The sequence below is a fragment of the Halalkalicoccus paucihalophilus genome, from assembly GCF_001593955.1.
GTDB classification, from domain to species: domain Archaea; phylum Halobacteriota; class Halobacteria; order Halobacteriales; family Halalkalicoccaceae; genus Halalkalicoccus; species Halalkalicoccus paucihalophilus.
Map to the genome: position 1 here is coordinate 319,361 of NZ_LTAZ01000001.1, position 15,337 is coordinate 334,697.

Consider the following 15,337-nt stretch of genomic DNA (forward strand, 5'->3'; position numbering starts at 1 on the left):
TATTGGCTCCGCAGGCCTATTCGAACACATGGTACGCGAGATATCCGCCGAGCGCGTCGAACGCATGCAGCGGGCCGGGGAGTCGTTCACGCTCGTCGATACCCGCCCCGAGGGGAGTTTCGAGGCGTGGCACATGCCGGATGCGGTGAACTTCACCTTCGGTAAAGAGGAGACGCTCACCGACGAGCGAACGGCGGCGTTCGACCGGCGGGTCGACGGCGACCGGCCCATCGTTACGGTCTGTGCGAAGGGGATCTCCTCGCAGCACTTCGCCGACGAACTCGCGTCGGCGGGCTACGACGACGTGGCGGTGCTCGAGGGCGGAATGGAAGCCTGGAGCGCCGTCTACGACGTGATCGAGATCGCCGTCGATTCGGTCGAGATCCTCCAGCTCCAGCGCCGCGCGAAGGGCTGTCTGGGCTACGTGGTCGGCGATCCCGAAACCGAAAAAGCGGCCGTGGTCGACGCGACCCGCCACACCGAGGAGTTCCGTGACGCCGCCAGCGAGCGTGGCTACGAGGTCACGGCCGTCCTCGATACGCACGTTCACGCCGACCACGTCTCGGGCGGACGCGCCCTCGCCTCGGAACTCGGAGTCCCGTACTACCTCGGCGAGCGCGCCCGCGAGCGTGGGCTGGCCTACGAGTACACACCCCTCGAACGCAACGAGGTCCTCCGGATAGGGAGCGTCGACCTCAAGGCGCTGTGGACGCCCGGCCACACGAGCGAGATGGTGAACTATCTAGTGGGAGAGACGGCGCTCCTGAGCGCCGATACGCTGTTCGTCGACGGGACCGGCCGGACCGAGTTGGAGTTCAGCGAGGACGCCGGCGAGCGTGGCGCGCGTATGCAGTACGAGTCGATCCATCGGACCCTGCTCGCCGAACCCGATTCTATCACCCTGCTCCCGGGCCACGTCACCGTCACTAGCGAGGGCGAGTTCGAGGGCGGAAAACCCGGGAAACCGGTCCGCGCGACCGTCGGCGACCTCCGGACCGGATTGGAAGTACTGGACCTCGACGAGGAGGCGTTCGTCGAGCGCAGCCTCGAAACCCTGCCCGAAAAACCGCCGAACTACGAGCGGGTGATCGAGGTCAACCGGGGCAAGGAGGACGTCGACGGGGACGAGGCGACCGAACTCGAACTCGGACCGAACAACTGCAGCGCCTAGTCGAGCGCCGCGAGCCGGTTGAGCGCGTAGATCGTCCGCAGCATGTCCGCCGCACGACCCCGATCGAAGACGAGTTCGTCGGTCTCCCGCACGAAGGCGAGGACGTCCGCCGAGGCGTGTTCCGGCGCGGCCCCGAGTCCCGAATCGTTCTCCGCGACCCACTCCATCACCCGGAGGTCGCTCTTCGAGTCGCCCATCACGAGCGCGAAGGGGTCCGTGATCCCCAGCACGTCGAGTGCGGCCTCGACGCCGACCACCTTGTTGAGTTCTAGAGAACCGATCTCGGCGGCGTCGCCCTCGTAGTAGGCGACGTCGATGCGCTCGAAGAACGTCTCGACCGCGTCGGGGGCCTCCCCGGGGTCGGGGACCGAATCGACGGATTCGAGCACGTCGTGGATCTCGGGATCTGCCGCGGCGTAGAACGAACGCGCGTACTCGCTGGTCGCGTCGGACTCCTCGCCCGTGACCTCGGCGACCGCCTCCCCCAATAGATCGATCTCGTAGACGAGCGCCTCGTCGATGATCCCCACCGCGTCCTCCGAGCCGATCTCGAAGTTGGGCTTCATCGTGACGTTGAACTCGTTGCCCTGCAGGTGGCAGTTCCGCCGCAGGTCATCGGGGGCCTCCCGGAGCACACGCGAGCGCACGTGATCGAACACCGAGACGATCTCGTCGTCGAGGTCCTCGTACAGCAGGTGCTTGGTGTCGGCCGCATGGCCCGGGGTGAACACCCCGGTCCCGGCCTCGTAGACGATCGAAAGTTCCCCCGAGTGGACGAGTTCGCTGCCAAGGCCCTGAATCATAAACCCCTTGACGTTCTCCAAGGTCTGGCCCGTACAGATCACGATCGGGACGCCGTCCTCGTGGAACTCGGTCAACAGCGAGAGGGTCTCCCGAGGAATCTCGTTGTCGGTGTTGCCAGCCGACCGCAGCGTCTCGTCGACGTCCAGTACGAGGACGTTCGCCGGTCGGTCGTATTTCGAGTGGAGATCGAGCGCGGTAAAGGCCTGCTGACGGGTCGCGTGGGCCGCGATCTCGGCGTAGACCTCTCCTTCGTCAAACGCCGCTCTGATCTCCGATTTCCGCCGATCGAGTTCCTCGCTCGCGCGCTGCCAGTGTTCAAGGGCGACCCGCGAGTCGACGGGCGGAAACAGGTCGACGAGGTCCTGATACGCCCTCAACGTATCGGCGGGGAATCCCTCGTAGAGACGGTACAGCAGGTCGTATCGTTCCATACGCTTGCTGTTCGGCCGAACGACAAAAGCGTGGGTATCGCTGGATCGGCACGTCCCGGGCGGGACCGGTCACCCAGCGATAGAAGTCTTTACTCGAAGAAGAATAAATGTTTTGTTCTCGTGGTTCCTGACCACGAGTATGGACGCGATCGCCGTTCGCGAGGGCGAACACGAACCGAGCGTGATCGACGTGCCGAAACCCGAACCGGGCGACGGCGAAGCACTGGTCAGGACCCTGCGCGTGGGCGTCGACGGCACCGACCGGGAGGTCCTCGAGGGGGGTCACGGCGAGTTTCCCGAGGGCGAGGACTACCTGATACTCGGCCACGAGGCGGTCGGCGTCGTCGAAGAGCCCAACGGGACCGACTACGAGGAGGGCGACGTCGTCGTCCCGACGGTCCGGCGGCCGCCGAACGGCGAAAACGAGTACTTCGAGCGGGGCGAGCCCGACATGGCCCCCGAGGGCGAGTATCACGAACGGGGGATCGTCGGCGCACACGGCTTCATGGCCGAGTACTTCACCAGCCCCGCGGAGGACCTCGTGCGGATCCCCGACGAACAGGCCCCGCTGGGCTTTCTGATCGAACCGATCAGCATCACCGAGAAGGCACTCGAACACGCGTATGCCTCCCGATCGGCCTTTACGTGGGAGCCCGAGAGCGCGGCCGTCCTCGGCAACGGGAGTCTCGGACTGCTGACGCTCGCGATGCTCGTCCACATCCACCCCTTCGAGCGGACGTACTGTGTGGGCCGCCGCGACCGCCCCGACCCGACCATCGAGATCATCGAGGAACTGGGTGCGACCTACGTCGACTCGCGGGAAACGTCAGTCGACGAGCTTTCGAGCGAATACGAGGGGATGGACCTCGTTTACGAGGCGACGGGTTACGCGAAACACGCTTTCCAGACGATCGAGGCGCTCGCGCCGAACGGCGTCAGCGCGCTGCTGGGCGTGCCCGAGCCGTGGGAGTTCGAGATAGACGGAGGGACGCTCCACGAGGAGCTCGTATTGCACAACAAGGCCTTGGTGGGAAGCGTCAACTCCCACGTGAGCCACTTCCAGAACGCGAGCGACACGCTCGGGTCGCTTCCCGAGGAATTCCTCGACGCGCTCGTGACCGGCGTCTACGGACTCGACGACTGGGAGGCGGCGTTCGTGGATGACGATACGACTATAAAAACGGCGGTCGAATTCGGGGCGTATGAAGAACGTTGACGACCTGATCGAGAGCGCCGCCGAGCTGGCGGAGGGCGGCCTCTCGAAGGGCGAGATCGCGGACGAACTGAACGTCTCGCGGGAGACGGCGAGCTGGCTGGTCGAACGAAGCGGACGGGCCGAACCGCCCACCGAGCCCGAAGACCGGGGCAAACCCGCCGACATCCACGTCGACTGGAGCGCCGTCGGTCGGGACAGCGCCCGGCTCTCGTACGTCTCGCGGGCGATGGCGGATCTGTTGCGCAAGCAGGGCGAGGAGATCGATCTGACCGTGGGAATCGAGAAGGCCGGCGCGCCGCTTGCGACGATGGTCGGGCGGGAACTCGACACGGATCTGTGTACCTACGCGCCACGCAAACACCAGTGGGAGGAGGGCGACATGGAGAACCTCGGCGGGAGCTTCTCGCGGAACTTCGCGGCGATCCGCGACAGGGAGTGTTACGTGATCGACGACACGATCACGAGCGGCACCACGATGAAGGAGACCATCGCGGCGATCCGCGAGCAGGGCGGCGAACCCGTCGCCTGCGTCGTCCTCGTGGACAAACAGGGCGTCGAGGAGATCGAGGGTGTCCCGGTCTACTCGCTGATCCAGGTCATCCCCGTCGACAGCGACGAGTAGGAAAACCGCTTTCCCCGTGGGCTCCGTAGAGCGGGTATGACGTTCCAACCCGATCAGGGGCTCTCACAGGCGGAGGTCACCGAACGCGTCGACAGCGCGATCGAGGACAACGAAGTGGTGCTGTTCATGAAGGGCAACCGGCTGATGCCCCAGTGTGGGTTCTCCCAGCGCGCGCTCGAACTGATCACCCAGCACCGCGAGGACGTCGAGTGTGTCGACACGCTCGAATCGCTCGACGAGTACCGAGCGGCGCTCTCCGAGCACAGCGGCTGGGAGACGACGCCCCAGACCTACGTGAACGGCGAGTTCATCGGCGGAAGCGACATCCTCGCGGAGATGGACGAACGCGGCGAGCTCGCGGCGGCGCTGAACGCCGAGTAGCACGGGAAGAGTGCAGGCAGTAGTTTTTTGTAGGGAAAGACCATATATGTCTGGAGCACCTATTATCAGTCGCACGGGCGCGGCAACGGACCGACAACCACCCGAAGAGATTCATCCACACACAATGTCAGGGCGCGTATATCAACTTCACTCGACGCTGGAACTCCCCCTCGAGGATGTCACCGAATACTTCGACTCCGACCCGGAGCTGCCGGAGCAGATCGAAGACATCGACATCACGAGGCGAAACAACACACTCATCATCAAATCCGTCGCCCGCGAGGGGGCGGTGAGCAAGTACACGCCGACCGCCCAACTGAAGGCGAGCGTCGCCGAGACTCGCGTCTACGAGGAGGAGCCCGAGGCCGGGCCGGGTGCGCCCCCCGCGTGGGGCGAGGAAGAAGAGGAGATCCCCTCCGAACTCGTCGAGTTCGCCGCGTTCAAGGGCGATCGCGAGACCGTCCTCCAGAACACGGCCCTGCAGTTCCCCATGTTCGAGGTGCTCTGTGCCATCGCCCAGCAGGCCGAAAAGGGCACGCTGACTGCGATCTCCGAACACGACGGCGAACTCGAAGCGACCAAGATCGTCGACGGCGAGAAACGTCCCGCGACCGTCGAGGTCGTCGAGGGACCCGGCAAGGAAACCGCCCCCGCAAACGGGATCAACTGGCGCGACAACAAGTTCATCTCGTGATCGAGTGGCCTGCCACCACACCACGTGGCAGGGCGTAAACCCTTTGTGCGTTCTAATTAAATCTCATTAGCGTACACCATGCCCGACGGATTTCCCGACTATCTGGACGTCGATTACGAGGACGGCGAGGGAGAAGCGCCCGAAGAGTACCCGACGCTCGATGCGAAGATCGAGAAGGCGATCGAAGTGACTCGGCAGGGACTCGAACAGTACGAGAACCCCGCGGTGATGTGGACAGGTGGCAAGGACTCGACGCTTACCCTCTATTTCATCAAGGAGGTCGCCGAGCAGTTCGACCTCGAGGTGCCGCCGGCGGTGTTCATCGACCACTACCAGCACTTCGACGAGATCCACGACTTCGTCGAGAAGTGGGCGGAGGAGTGGGACCTCGACGTGATCTACGCGCGCAACGAGGACGTCGGCGCGTACGTCGAGGAACACGACCTCGAACCCGGTGACGACATCGAGATCAGCGAACTCAACGAGCAGAACCGCCATCACGTGCGTGACCTGCTCGAGTACGAGGACGAGACCTTCCCGTTCCTGCTCGACACCTACGTCGGAAACCACCTGCTCAAGACCGTCGCGCTCAACAACGCCCTCGAGGAACACGACATCGACGGCGTCATCTCGGGCGTGCGCTGGGACGAACAGGAAGCACGGGCCGACGAGACGTTCTTCAGTCCCCGCCACGATCCCGACATCTACCCGCCCCACGACCGGATCCAGCCCATCCTACACTTCGACGAGGCGGCGGTCTGGGACGCCTTCTGGTACGTCGTCGTCCCCGAGACCGTCGAGGGCTACCCCGAGGAGGGCTACATCCCCCAGGGCTACGACGACCTCCCCGAGGGCATCTCTCAGGAGGACATCCCGATCTCGCCCAAATACTTCGAGGGCTTTCGCTCGCTCGGCAGCGAGATCAGCACCGAGAAGAGCGAGGAGGAGCCGGCGTGGCTGCAGGACCTCGACAACACAACCGAGCGCGCGGGCCGTGCCCAGGACAAGGAGGACCTGATGGAGCGCCTGCGCGACCTCGGCTACATGTAACGTTCGCCGCGAGACCGGAATCCATCGACACGGGACGAGACCTTCGGTCGCTTTCCTTTCCCTGTGCGGGCAGTTAGTAGGGAGTTCCGTCGAACAACGGAGGGTCCATCAATCGACGACGGTTGGCTAGGTATGCGACGGTGAAACGTGCCTTAGAGACGGTTTCCATACCCTGAGAGTGCCTTTCAGAGAATATATTTACAACACCGGAACCTACCGGTTGTATGAACGAATCCACCCGTTCACGGGCCGTGAAGAACCGTTTCAGAGACCCCGAAGTGACCATCGCGGCCGGCCTCCTCGCCATCGGCGCGGCGATCTACACGGTCGAGACGTATCTCTCGCCGACGCTCCTGATGAACGACGGGAATCCCGCGACGTTCGCAGCCGTCTTCGGCGCGATGGGACTCCTCTATCTGGCCGTCCTGCTCGTCTCCGAAACCGCTAGCGCATAAGCGAACGGCCGGAAGCGCTCGGTCCACTGTGGCGAGTGACGCTCGGAGACGACATACTATTACCGTCGAGCGCGTCACAGGTCGGTGATGGCCGAGTTCCCGACGTATCTCGATGTCGACTACACCAGCGGCGAGGGCGAGAGCCCCGAGGGGTACCCGACGCTCGACGCGAAGGTCGAAAAGGCGATCGAAATCACGCACGTCGCCCTCGAACAGTACCGAAACCCGGCGGTGATGTGGACCGGCGGGAAGGACTCGACGCTCGTGCTCTACTTCGTCCGTGAGGTCGCCCGCGAGTTCGATCTCGACGTGCCCCCAGTGGTGTTCATCGATCACTTCGAACACTTCCCGGACGTCCTCGCGTTCGTCGAGCGGTGGGCCGGGAACTGGGACCTCGACCTGATCTACGCCAGAAACGAGGAATTCGCCCGCCTCGGAGCCGATCCGGGCGACGAGATCCCGATCGACATCCTGAGCGAGGAAAACCGGCGGGAACTCCGCGACCGGCTGGCGTACGAGGGCGATACCTTCCGATTCAGCGCCGACAGCTACGAGGGCAACCACCTGCTGAAGACTGTCGCGTTGAACGCGATTATCCGCGAAGAGGGGTTCGACGGCGTGTTCTCGGGCGTGCGCTGGGACGAACAGGAAGCACGGGCCGACGAGACGTTCTTCAGCCCCCGCCACGACCCCGAGAAATATCCGCCCCACGACCGGGTCCACTCGATCCTCCAGTTCGACGAGCGCGCCGTCTGGGACGCGATGTGGAGTCACGTCGTTCCCGACGCGGTCGAGGGGTATCCCGCGGGCCACGTTCCGCAGGACTACGACGGCCTGCCCGCCGGCGTCGAACCGGCCGACCTCCCGGTGAGCCCGAAGTACTTCGAGGGGTTTCGCTCGCTCGGCAGCGAGCGGGGATCGGCCAGAAGCGACGACCGTCCGGCGTGGCTCCAGGACCTCGATGGGACCACGGAACGGGCGGGCCGCGCCCAGGACAAGGAGGACCTGATGGGACGGCTGCGCGATCTCGGCTACATGTGATCGATGACCGACCCGAATTCGCGTCCCTCGATGATCCCGGCGATCACCTCGCGTGGGTTTAGTGGGTCGCGCGGTACTCGCCGTGTTTGACGCCGATGGCGAGCACGACGAGGCCGAAGATCACCATCGAGGGCAGCACCATCATCAGGACGGTCCCGGTCCCCATCATCGGCGTCGTCCCGACGACACCGAGTGCGATCAGCGCGATGAAGGCCGCTGCCGTCTTCGGGAGATCGAACTCCATACCCGATCCTTCGTCGCGGCGAGGATGAGACTGTCGGTTGGACGCCCGTAGCCGAGGCGGTCGGCACGGATCGCGGACTCGCCGATCGGTCGTCTCCGGTGGGCGTCCATGACGGGACCGATGGAATATTTACGGCCTCGGTCGAAGCGGGTCCAATGAGCCGGGACGACGCACCGAGGGAGGAGTGCTAATGCGCAGTTACGTCGACTGGCGTGCGAGCGTTAGCCTCGTCGGGACGATCTGTAAGTGGCTCTCGGTGCCGCTCTCGTTCCCCCTTCTGATCGCGCTCTACTACGGCGACCCGCTCGCCCCCTTCCTCGGATTCATCGCGGTCGCGGTCGCCCTCGGAACGGGCCTCGGACGCCTCGAAACCAACCCCGACATCGGGGCACGCGAGGCGTTCTTGCTCGTTACGCTCGGGTGGGTAACGGTCGCCATCGTCGGCGCAGTCCCCTACGTCATCGCGGGCAACGGCACGATCGCCCACCCGATCAACGCACTGTTCGAATCGATGAGCGGCTTTACCACCACCGGGGCGACCGTACTGGCGGACATCTCCTTCGAGACGCACTCGCGGTCCGTGCTGATGTGGCGCCAGCTCACCCAGTGGATCGGCGGGATGGGGATCATCGTCCTCGGGGTCGCGATCCTCTCACAGCTCTCCGTGGGGGGGATCCAGCTCATGGAGGCCGAAGCGCCGGGGCCGAGCGTCCAGAAACTCACGCCGACGATCGCGCGGACCGCACGGATCCTCTGGGGGATCTATCTCACGGTGACGGTGGGCTACGTGGGCCTGCTCTACGGTCTTCACCTCGTCGGGCTGGCCCCGAACATGGACCTCTACAACGCGATCGCCCACGGCTTTACGACCCTCTCGACCGGCGGCTTCTCACCCGAGGCCAGAAGCATCGAGGCATTCTCGCCGGCCGTCCAGTGGCTCGTCATCCCCTTTATGGTCGTCGCGGGGACGAACTTCGCGCTTGTCTGGCAGGCCTCGCAGTCGGGACTACGACCGTTCCGGGAGAGCACGGAGTTTCGCACCTATCTCGGCGTGATCGCCGGTTTCGGCGGCCTGATTACGGTCCTACTCGTGACGGGTGCGGGCGTCGACACGGCCGAACTGTTGATCGAGGACGGAGACGACGCGGTCCGCCACGCACTGTTCCAGATCGTCTCGATCCTCACGACGACCGGCTTCGCGAGCCTCGATTTCAACTTCTGGACCCCCTCCGCGCAGTTCCTCCTGTTCGTCGGGATGTTCATCGGCGGGATGTCCGGCAGTACCGCCGGCGGCGTCAAGATCATCCGCTGGATCGTCATCATCAAGTCCGCACGCCGAGAGCTCTTTACGGCCGTCCACCCCGAGGCGGTCAGACCCGTCCGGATCGGCGGGCAGGTGATCGACGAGCGCGCGATCCGCGGGATCTACGCCTACACGCTGCTGTACGTCGTGCTCTTTTTCGCGGGGACGCTGTTCGTCCTCGAGGACGCGGTCCGTGTCGGCATCGACATCCGGAGCTTCGAGGCGATGAGCGCGACGGCCGCCACGTTGGGGAACATCGGCCCCGGCTTCGGGACCGCCGGCCCGATGGCTACCTACGAGACGTTTCCCGACAGCACGAAACTCGTGATGGTGCTTCTGATGTGGATCGGCCGCCTCGAGATACTGCCGGTCCTCGCGGTGTTCACACCGGCGTTCTGGCGGCGTTAAGCGACGTGATACCGGACGATCGCTTCCTTGTCACACTCGGGGCAGCGCTCGACGCCCGCCTCGACCGTCGTCCCGCAGTGGCGACATTCCGAAACGATCTGCTCCGACCCGGAGAGATACGCCCGCATCGTATCGAGAATCGGCATGAGTGATAGACGTTTCAACACTCCGAGGTAATAATCCTTTATCTTCGCACGCAGCGCGAGGGACGGACCAGATCGGCGAGACCGACCACACAGCCCAGCAGCCAGCCACCCGGAACGGCGATCCCGAGCCACATCCCGACGCAGGCCACCCCTTCGAGGGTGTGATTCTCTCGGAGATACTCGCTTGCACCCACGGTCGCAAGCGGCCCGTCGAGCAGTCGGATCGCCAGTTCCGTGCTCCCCGAGGGGGTCGCCGATCCGAGGGTCACCGAAACGAGCGCGGCGACCACGGGCGGGAGAAAGAGCACGGTCATCGCCGACGGGTAGACGAGGAGGACCGTCGTCCCGCGCCCGCCCACGCGCGAGAAGGTGATGGCGGCCGCTGCTGCCACCGTCGCGACGACCACCGCGGCGGCGACCGCGATGAATCCCCGACGGGAGAACTGGAAGTGGGCCACGACCGTCAGCCCACCCCAGACGAGTACGGAGAGCCCGACGACGCCGACGACGCCCAGACTCGCCGCCGCCCGGTCGATCCGACGGGTGGGGTATCGCAGCGCGAATCCGACCACTACGAGCGGGTACACCAGCGCCACGACGAGCGCGCCGACGCCGGCCCATCCCCCGTAGGCGACTCGACCGCCCGCCGTCTCCGGCATCAACGTTCCCGGCACCGGGAGCGCGCCGCCGCGCTGTCGAGGGAAGAACAGTTCCATCCAACTCTCGTGTAACCGCCTCAGGTCGAGACGGATCGCCCCGACGGCCCCGGGGCGGTGTGACCGCACTGCCATGCCGTCTAATTAGTATAAAATTACTTTATTGTTTTGGCAACAACAAATAGGCTACCAGGGCGCGAAGCTCGGATCGACCTGGCGTTCTTCCGTACTGATCCCGTCGATGGTTTCGACGTCCTCGGCGTCGAGTTCCAGCGACAGGGACTCCCAGTTGTCGCGGATGTGCTCCTCGCCGGTGGCCTTGGGGATCGCGGTGATGCCCTTCTCGCGGAGCCACGCGAGGCTGACTTGGGCAGCACTGGCGTCGTGTTTCTCGGCGATCTCCTCGAGTTGGGGCACGTCGAAGACCTTCCCGCGCGCGAGCGGCGAGTACGCGACCAGCGGGAGGTCGTGTTCGTCGGCGTAGGCTCGGAGGGTCTCCTGTGGAAGGAGGGGATGGCATTCGACCTGATTCGCGAAGATCGGGACCGAACTCGCCTCCCGGGCCTCGTCGAGCTGGTCGGGTTCGAAGTTCGAGACGCCGACGTTCTCGACGAGCCCGTCGGCGACGAGCGTCGAGAGCGCGTCGAAGGTCCCTTCGGGGTCGTACTCGCCGGCCGGCCAGTGGATATAGAGGAGGTCCACGTACTCGACGCCGAGCTTCTCGAGGCTCTCCTCGGTGCTCTCGACGACGTCCTCGGGCGCGAGGTTCTCGATCCAGACCTTCGTCGCGAGGAAGATCTCATCGCGGTCGACGCCCGCGCGCTCGATCCCCTCGCCGACGCTCTCCTCGTTGCCGTAGGCCTGTGCGGTGTCGATGTGTCGATAGCCCATATCGAGGGCTTCCCGGACGCTCTCGGCGCACTCCTCTTCGTCCTCGTTCTCCCAAGTACCGAGCCCGAGCATGGGCATTCCGTTCACGCTGGCTACGTCGTCACTGGTCGGTGAGTCCATACCCGAGGAAGGGGCGAGCGACGGATAGGCGTTCGGGATGCGGTAGCCGGGCGGCCTCGGAAAGCCCGCTTACAGCGCGCTACCGGGATGGTACTCGCCGAAGGCCTCGCGGAGGACGTCACATATCTCGCCGGTCGTCGCCTCGGCTTTCACAGCCTCGAGGATCGGGGGCATGACGTTCTCCTCGCCCTCGGCGGCCTCGCCGAGCGCCGCGAGCGCCTCGGCGACCGCCTCGTCGTCGCGCTCCTCGCGCACCCCCTCCAACCGGGCGATCTGACGCTGCTGGTCCTCCTCGGTGACCTCCTCGATGTCCATCTCGGGTTCCTCGTCGATCTCGAACTCGTTGACGCCGACGATCACTCTACTACCATCCTCGATCTCGCGCTGGCGCTCGAAAGCGACGTCCTGGATCTGGCGCTGAACCCACTGGTCCTCGACGGCCTCGAGCATCCCACCCCGGTCGTCGACCTCGCGGATGATCTCGAACGCCTCCTCCTCGATCTCGTCGGTCAGCGCCTCGACGTAGTACGAGCCGGCAAGCGGGTCGATGGTGTCGGCAGCGCCCGACTCGTGGGCGAGGATCTGTTGGGTTCGCAGTGCAGTACGAACGGACTTTTCTGTAGGGAGGGCAAGCGCCTCGTCCTTCCCGTTGGTATGCAAACTCTGCGTGCCGCCCAACACCGCGGCGAGCGCCTGGTACGCGACCCGGACGACGTTGTTCTCGATCTGCTGGGCGGTCAGCATCGATCCGGCGGTCTGGGTGTGGAACTTCAGCTGTTTCGCCTTTTCACTCTCGGCGTCGAAGCGCTCCTCCATAATCTGTGCCCACATCCGTCTGGCGGCCCGGAACTTCGCGACCTCCTCGAAGATGTCGTTGTGGGCGTTGAAGAAGAAGGAAAGTTGGGGGGCGAACTCGTCGACCGCTTGGCCCGCCTCCAGCGCTGCCTCGACGTACTCGATACCGTTTCCGAGGGTGAACGCGAGTTCCTGGGCCGCAGAGGCCCCGGCCTCGCGGATGTGGTAGCCCGAGATCGAGATGGTGTTGAAGTTCGGCACCTCCTCGGCGCAGAACTCGAAGACGTCGGTGATGATTCGCATTGAAGGTCCGGGCGGGTAGATGTAGGTGTTGCGCGCGATGTACTCCTTCAGCAGGTCGTTCTGGATCGTTCCCCTGAGGTCCTCACGGGGGACGCCCTGCTCGTCGCCGACGGCGATGTACATCGCGAGCAACACGGCGGCGGGCGCATTGATCGTCATGCTCGTCGAGACCTCATCGAGGGGAATGCCCTCGAAGACGGCTTTCATGTCGTTGAGGGAATCGATCGCCACGCCCGACTTGCCGACCTCGCCGGCGGCCATCTCGGCGTCGGAGTCGTAGCCCATCTGCGTGGGGAGGTCGAACGCCATCGAAAGCCCCGTTTGCCCTTGGTCCATGAGGTAGCGGTAGCGTTCGTTGGTTTCCTCGGCGGTACCCATCCCCGCGTACTGGCGCATCGTCCACAGGCGCCCGCGGTACATCGTCGAGTAGACACCCCTGGTATAGGGGTTCTCGCCGGGAAATCCCAGATCCTCCTCGTAGTCGAAGTCCGCGACGTCGTCGGGCGTATATAAGGGATCGATCTCGTGGCCGTCGGTGTCGGTCGTAAACGCCTCCTTTCGCTCGCCGAAGCGCTCGACGGTCGGGCCGCGCGTCTCCGCTTCCCACTGCGTCTTCCCCTCGCGGATCGATTCGAGTTCCTCCTGGTCGAACATGCGGAACCCTACCGCGTGCAGGCTCTTAAGCGGTCGTCAATCGGGCATCCGCTCCGCGCCACTTTTGGCCGGTGGGACACAACGGAGGCTATGGACACGCCCGTCGCCCCCGACGAGGGCGACCGCTCGCCGATCCCGGTCGACGAGGACAGCGATCGCTGGCGGGCGGCCAAATACACGCTGCCGTTCGTCGCACTCGGGATCGCCGACGTGATACTCGTCATCGGCTGGGGGCTCAACCCGATCTGGGGCTTTGCGATCCTCCCGCCCATCCTGTTCATGAGCGTACTGACGTGGGTCGCGTTCAAGAGCGGCTTCGTCACCGATCGCGAGGACTACTGACGGCCCGTATCGTACTTGTAGGTCGCCGTTTCGGGGTCGATCCCGAACTCCTCGGCGGGGATCTCGTCCCCGTTATCCCCCTCGGCGTCGGGTGCCGGTGATGCCACCTTGAACCGCTCTCTGAGCCGGTCGGGCATCGAGAACTCCCCGATAACGAGGCTCGTCGCGATCACCTCCTCGTGGTGCTCGCGCTTGGCGTCGAGGCGGTCCCCGAGGGGTTCGGGAAGCGCCGAGCGCTCGATGGGTTCGAACCCGAACTGCAGCAGGTAGTCGGGTTCGGGTGCGAGCGCGTAGACCGTCTCGAACCCCTCGTCGCCCGCGTGATCGACGAGACGCTCGACGACGTGGGCGCCGACGCCCTGCCCGCGCCACGGTTCGACGACGCCGAGGCTGGTGACCTCACAGACCTCCTCGTGGAGCCGGAGACGACCGAATCCGGCCTTCTCGCCCGTCTCCTCGTCGAGCGCGATGACGTACTCCCGGGAGCGAAACGCCGCCTCGTCGAGGTCCATGCGCTCGATCTCCTCGAGGAGCCAGACCTCTTCTCGCTTCTTGGCGCCTCGGACGTACATACATCGGGTTGGACCGCCCGCAGTAAAAGCCTTTCACGGCGACCGAAAGGTTGAATCGCGCCGCTCGCGAATCCGGGTCCATGAGCGACGAAGACGATACCGAAGAGGAGGAGGCCCCGCTCGTCGAACTCGGCGACCGAACGCCGGTCGAGGGCGCCCCGCTCGCGCGCGTGGCCTCCCGACTGTACTGGCCCGTCCAGCGGAGCGAGATCCGGCGAAAGGAAGGCGAGACGGTCGTCCGCACCGCCGAGGGGCCCACGTCGGTCGATGAGCTCCTCGACGGAACCGATATCACCTACTTCGAGAGCCGCCAGGAGTTCGTCGATGCCTGCCGCGAAGTGACCGGCACCGGTCCGGTACCGACCGCCGAGTAGATGTCGCTCCCGGGGCGGCTCTCGTGGATACAGCAGTCGTTGCTGGTCGCCGCGGTCGTCCTCCTCGTCTGGGTGAACTGGTCGACGACCACGATCACACAGCGGGTCGTCCGCGACACCGTGTTGTACCTTCTAGTCCCCCTCGGTCTCGGACTCGCTCACGGCCGTAACGTCGGCTGGCGGGTCGACCGCCGGGCGATCCGCGATACGCTGGTACTCTCGGCGTTCGTCCTTCCGTTCTACCTCGTCGGCTCGACGCTTCCCTCCGTTCGGGAGTTCTACCCGCTGTGGGAGACCACGCCCGCACTGGGGGCGTTCGTCCCCCACGCCGTCCAGCTGTTCGTCCTCGCGCTCGCCACCGAAACCTACTTTCGGGGACTGCTCTGTGTCGGGGTCCGGGACCTGGGCGCGAAATGCGTCTTCATCAGTCCCGTCGTCTACGCGCTGCTCCACGTCCACAAACCGCCGATCGAACTCGTCCTCTCGGGGCCGACCGACGTGCTGTTCGGCGCGGTCGACTACCACGCCGACTCGATCCTGCCATCGACGGTCGCCCACGGCGGCGGCCTCGTGTTGCTCGACTGGCTCGTGCTCCACGAGCCGATCGTCCCGTCCGAGGCGGTCCTCCAGTGGTTCTCGTGGCTGCCCCTGCCGCTGTGACGGG

At 65.1% G+C, this 15,337-nt stretch carries 19 protein-coding genes; 12 read left to right on the forward strand and 7 right to left on the reverse strand.

The window, feature by feature from the left end; all coding sequences use genetic code 11:
• The first annotated feature begins 28 nt into the window (after window positions 1-28).
• Window positions 29-1,171 (forward strand): MBL fold metallo-hydrolase, encoded by a 1,143-nt coding sequence (locus tag HAPAU_RS01675; RefSeq protein ID WP_066378755.1) that lies wholly within the window; start codon window positions 29-31, stop codon window positions 1,169-1,171.
• Here the strand turns inward: HAPAU_RS01675 and HAPAU_RS01680 are convergent.
• Window positions 1,168-2,406, reverse strand: coding sequence for an HAD family hydrolase (locus HAPAU_RS01680; RefSeq protein WP_066378757.1), 1,239 nt, complete (start codon window positions 2,404-2,406; stop codon window positions 1,168-1,170). The genes HAPAU_RS01675 and HAPAU_RS01680 overlap by 4 nt on opposite strands.
• Window positions 2,407-2,545: 139 nt before the next feature.
• On the opposite strand from HAPAU_RS01680, the gene HAPAU_RS01685 reads away from it, so the two are divergent.
• The 7 genes from HAPAU_RS01685 to HAPAU_RS01715 all read left to right on the forward strand — a co-directional run bounded on the left by HAPAU_RS01685 (window position 2,546) and on the right by HAPAU_RS01715 (window position 7,865).
• Window positions 2,546-3,622 carry a glucose 1-dehydrogenase gene (locus tag HAPAU_RS01685; RefSeq protein WP_066378760.1) on the forward strand — a complete coding sequence of 359 codons (1,077 nt, stop codon included), beginning with the start codon at window positions 2,546-2,548 and terminating at the stop codon, window positions 3,620-3,622.
• Window positions 3,609-4,244 (forward strand): transcriptional regulator GfcR, encoded by a 636-nt coding sequence (gene gfcR / locus HAPAU_RS01690; RefSeq protein ID WP_066378762.1) that lies wholly within the window; start codon window positions 3,609-3,611, stop codon window positions 4,242-4,244. The genes HAPAU_RS01685 and gfcR overlap by 14 nt, the downstream gene beginning before the upstream one ends.
• Before the next feature lie 36 nt (window positions 4,245-4,280).
• Complete coding sequence (locus HAPAU_RS01695; RefSeq protein WP_066378765.1) at window positions 4,281-4,625, forward strand: glutaredoxin family protein; 345 nt, start codon at window positions 4,281-4,283, stop codon at window positions 4,623-4,625.
• A 124-nt stretch (window positions 4,626-4,749) separates the two neighbouring features.
• On the forward strand, window positions 4,750-5,319 hold the full coding sequence (locus HAPAU_RS01700) for a DUF7110 family protein (RefSeq protein ID WP_066378768.1): 570 nt from the start codon (window positions 4,750-4,752) through the stop codon (window positions 5,317-5,319).
• A 78-nt stretch (window positions 5,320-5,397) separates the two neighbouring features.
• Window positions 5,398-6,369, forward strand: a complete 972-nt coding sequence (locus HAPAU_RS01705) for a phosphoadenosine phosphosulfate reductase family protein (RefSeq protein WP_066378770.1) — start codon at window positions 5,398-5,400, stop codon at window positions 6,367-6,369.
• Window positions 6,370-6,593: 224 nt separating this feature from the next.
• Window positions 6,594-6,824, forward strand: a complete 231-nt coding sequence (locus HAPAU_RS01710) for a hypothetical protein (RefSeq protein WP_066378773.1) — start codon at window positions 6,594-6,596, stop codon at window positions 6,822-6,824.
• An 87-nt stretch (window positions 6,825-6,911) separates the two neighbouring features.
• Window positions 6,912-7,865: a phosphoadenosine phosphosulfate reductase family protein gene (locus tag HAPAU_RS01715; RefSeq protein ID WP_066378776.1), complete on the forward strand. Its 954-nt coding sequence runs from the start codon at window positions 6,912-6,914 to the stop codon at window positions 7,863-7,865.
• A 58-nt stretch (window positions 7,866-7,923) separates the two neighbouring features.
• Here HAPAU_RS01715 and HAPAU_RS01720 read toward each other — a convergent pair whose 3' ends face one another.
• Complete coding sequence (locus tag HAPAU_RS01720) at window positions 7,924-8,109, reverse strand: DUF7333 family protein (protein ID WP_066378777.1); 186 nt, start codon at window positions 8,107-8,109, stop codon at window positions 7,924-7,926.
• 190 nt (window positions 8,110-8,299) lie between these two features.
• Here HAPAU_RS01720 and HAPAU_RS01725 point away from each other — a divergent pair, with 190 nt between their 5' ends.
• Window positions 8,300-9,820 (forward strand): TrkH family potassium uptake protein, encoded by a 1,521-nt coding sequence (locus tag HAPAU_RS01725; protein ID WP_066378779.1) that lies wholly within the window; start codon window positions 8,300-8,302, stop codon window positions 9,818-9,820.
• On the opposite strand, the gene HAPAU_RS21495 is transcribed toward HAPAU_RS01725, so the two are convergent.
• The 4 genes from HAPAU_RS21495 to HAPAU_RS01740 form a co-directional block, all read right to left on the reverse strand.
• Entirely contained in the window at window positions 9,817-9,966 is a 150-nt protein-coding gene (locus HAPAU_RS21495; protein WP_169802605.1) for a hypothetical protein, read from the reverse strand. The genes HAPAU_RS01725 and HAPAU_RS21495 overlap by 4 nt on opposite strands.
• Window positions 9,967-10,004: 38 nt before the next feature.
• Window positions 10,005-10,757 (reverse strand): hypothetical protein, encoded by a 753-nt coding sequence (locus tag HAPAU_RS01730; protein WP_066378782.1) that lies wholly within the window; start codon window positions 10,755-10,757, stop codon window positions 10,005-10,007.
• 51 nt (window positions 10,758-10,808) lie between these two features.
• Window positions 10,809-11,633 carry an aldo/keto reductase gene (locus HAPAU_RS01735; protein ID WP_066378784.1) on the reverse strand — a complete coding sequence of 275 codons (825 nt, stop codon included), beginning with the start codon at window positions 11,631-11,633 and terminating at the stop codon, window positions 10,809-10,811.
• Between the two features lie 69 nt (window positions 11,634-11,702).
• Window positions 11,703-13,385, reverse strand: a complete 1,683-nt coding sequence (locus HAPAU_RS01740; protein WP_066378787.1) for an acyl-CoA mutase large subunit family protein — start codon at window positions 13,383-13,385, stop codon at window positions 11,703-11,705.
• Window positions 13,386-13,475: 90 nt separating this feature from the next.
• Here HAPAU_RS01740 and HAPAU_RS01745 point away from each other — a divergent pair, with 90 nt between their 5' ends.
• Window positions 13,476-13,727, forward strand: a complete 252-nt coding sequence (locus HAPAU_RS01745; RefSeq protein WP_066378790.1) for a hypothetical protein — start codon at window positions 13,476-13,478, stop codon at window positions 13,725-13,727.
• On the opposite strand, the gene HAPAU_RS01750 is transcribed toward HAPAU_RS01745, so the two are convergent.
• Complete coding sequence (locus HAPAU_RS01750) at window positions 13,721-14,299, reverse strand: GNAT family N-acetyltransferase (protein ID WP_066378792.1); 579 nt, start codon at window positions 14,297-14,299, stop codon at window positions 13,721-13,723. The genes HAPAU_RS01745 and HAPAU_RS01750 overlap by 7 nt on opposite strands.
• Window positions 14,300-14,379: 80 nt before the next feature.
• Between HAPAU_RS01750 and HAPAU_RS01755 the strand changes: the two genes are divergently transcribed.
• Both HAPAU_RS01755 and HAPAU_RS01760 read left to right on the forward strand, forming a co-directional pair.
• A complete protein-coding gene (locus HAPAU_RS01755) occupies window positions 14,380-14,673 on the forward strand; it encodes a DUF5789 family protein (RefSeq protein WP_066378795.1) in 294 nt (97 codons plus the stop codon).
• Window positions 14,674-15,333 (forward strand): CPBP family intramembrane glutamic endopeptidase, encoded by a 660-nt coding sequence (locus HAPAU_RS01760; protein WP_066378797.1) that lies wholly within the window; start codon window positions 14,674-14,676, stop codon window positions 15,331-15,333.
• Window positions 15,334-15,337: the final 4 nt, after the last annotated feature.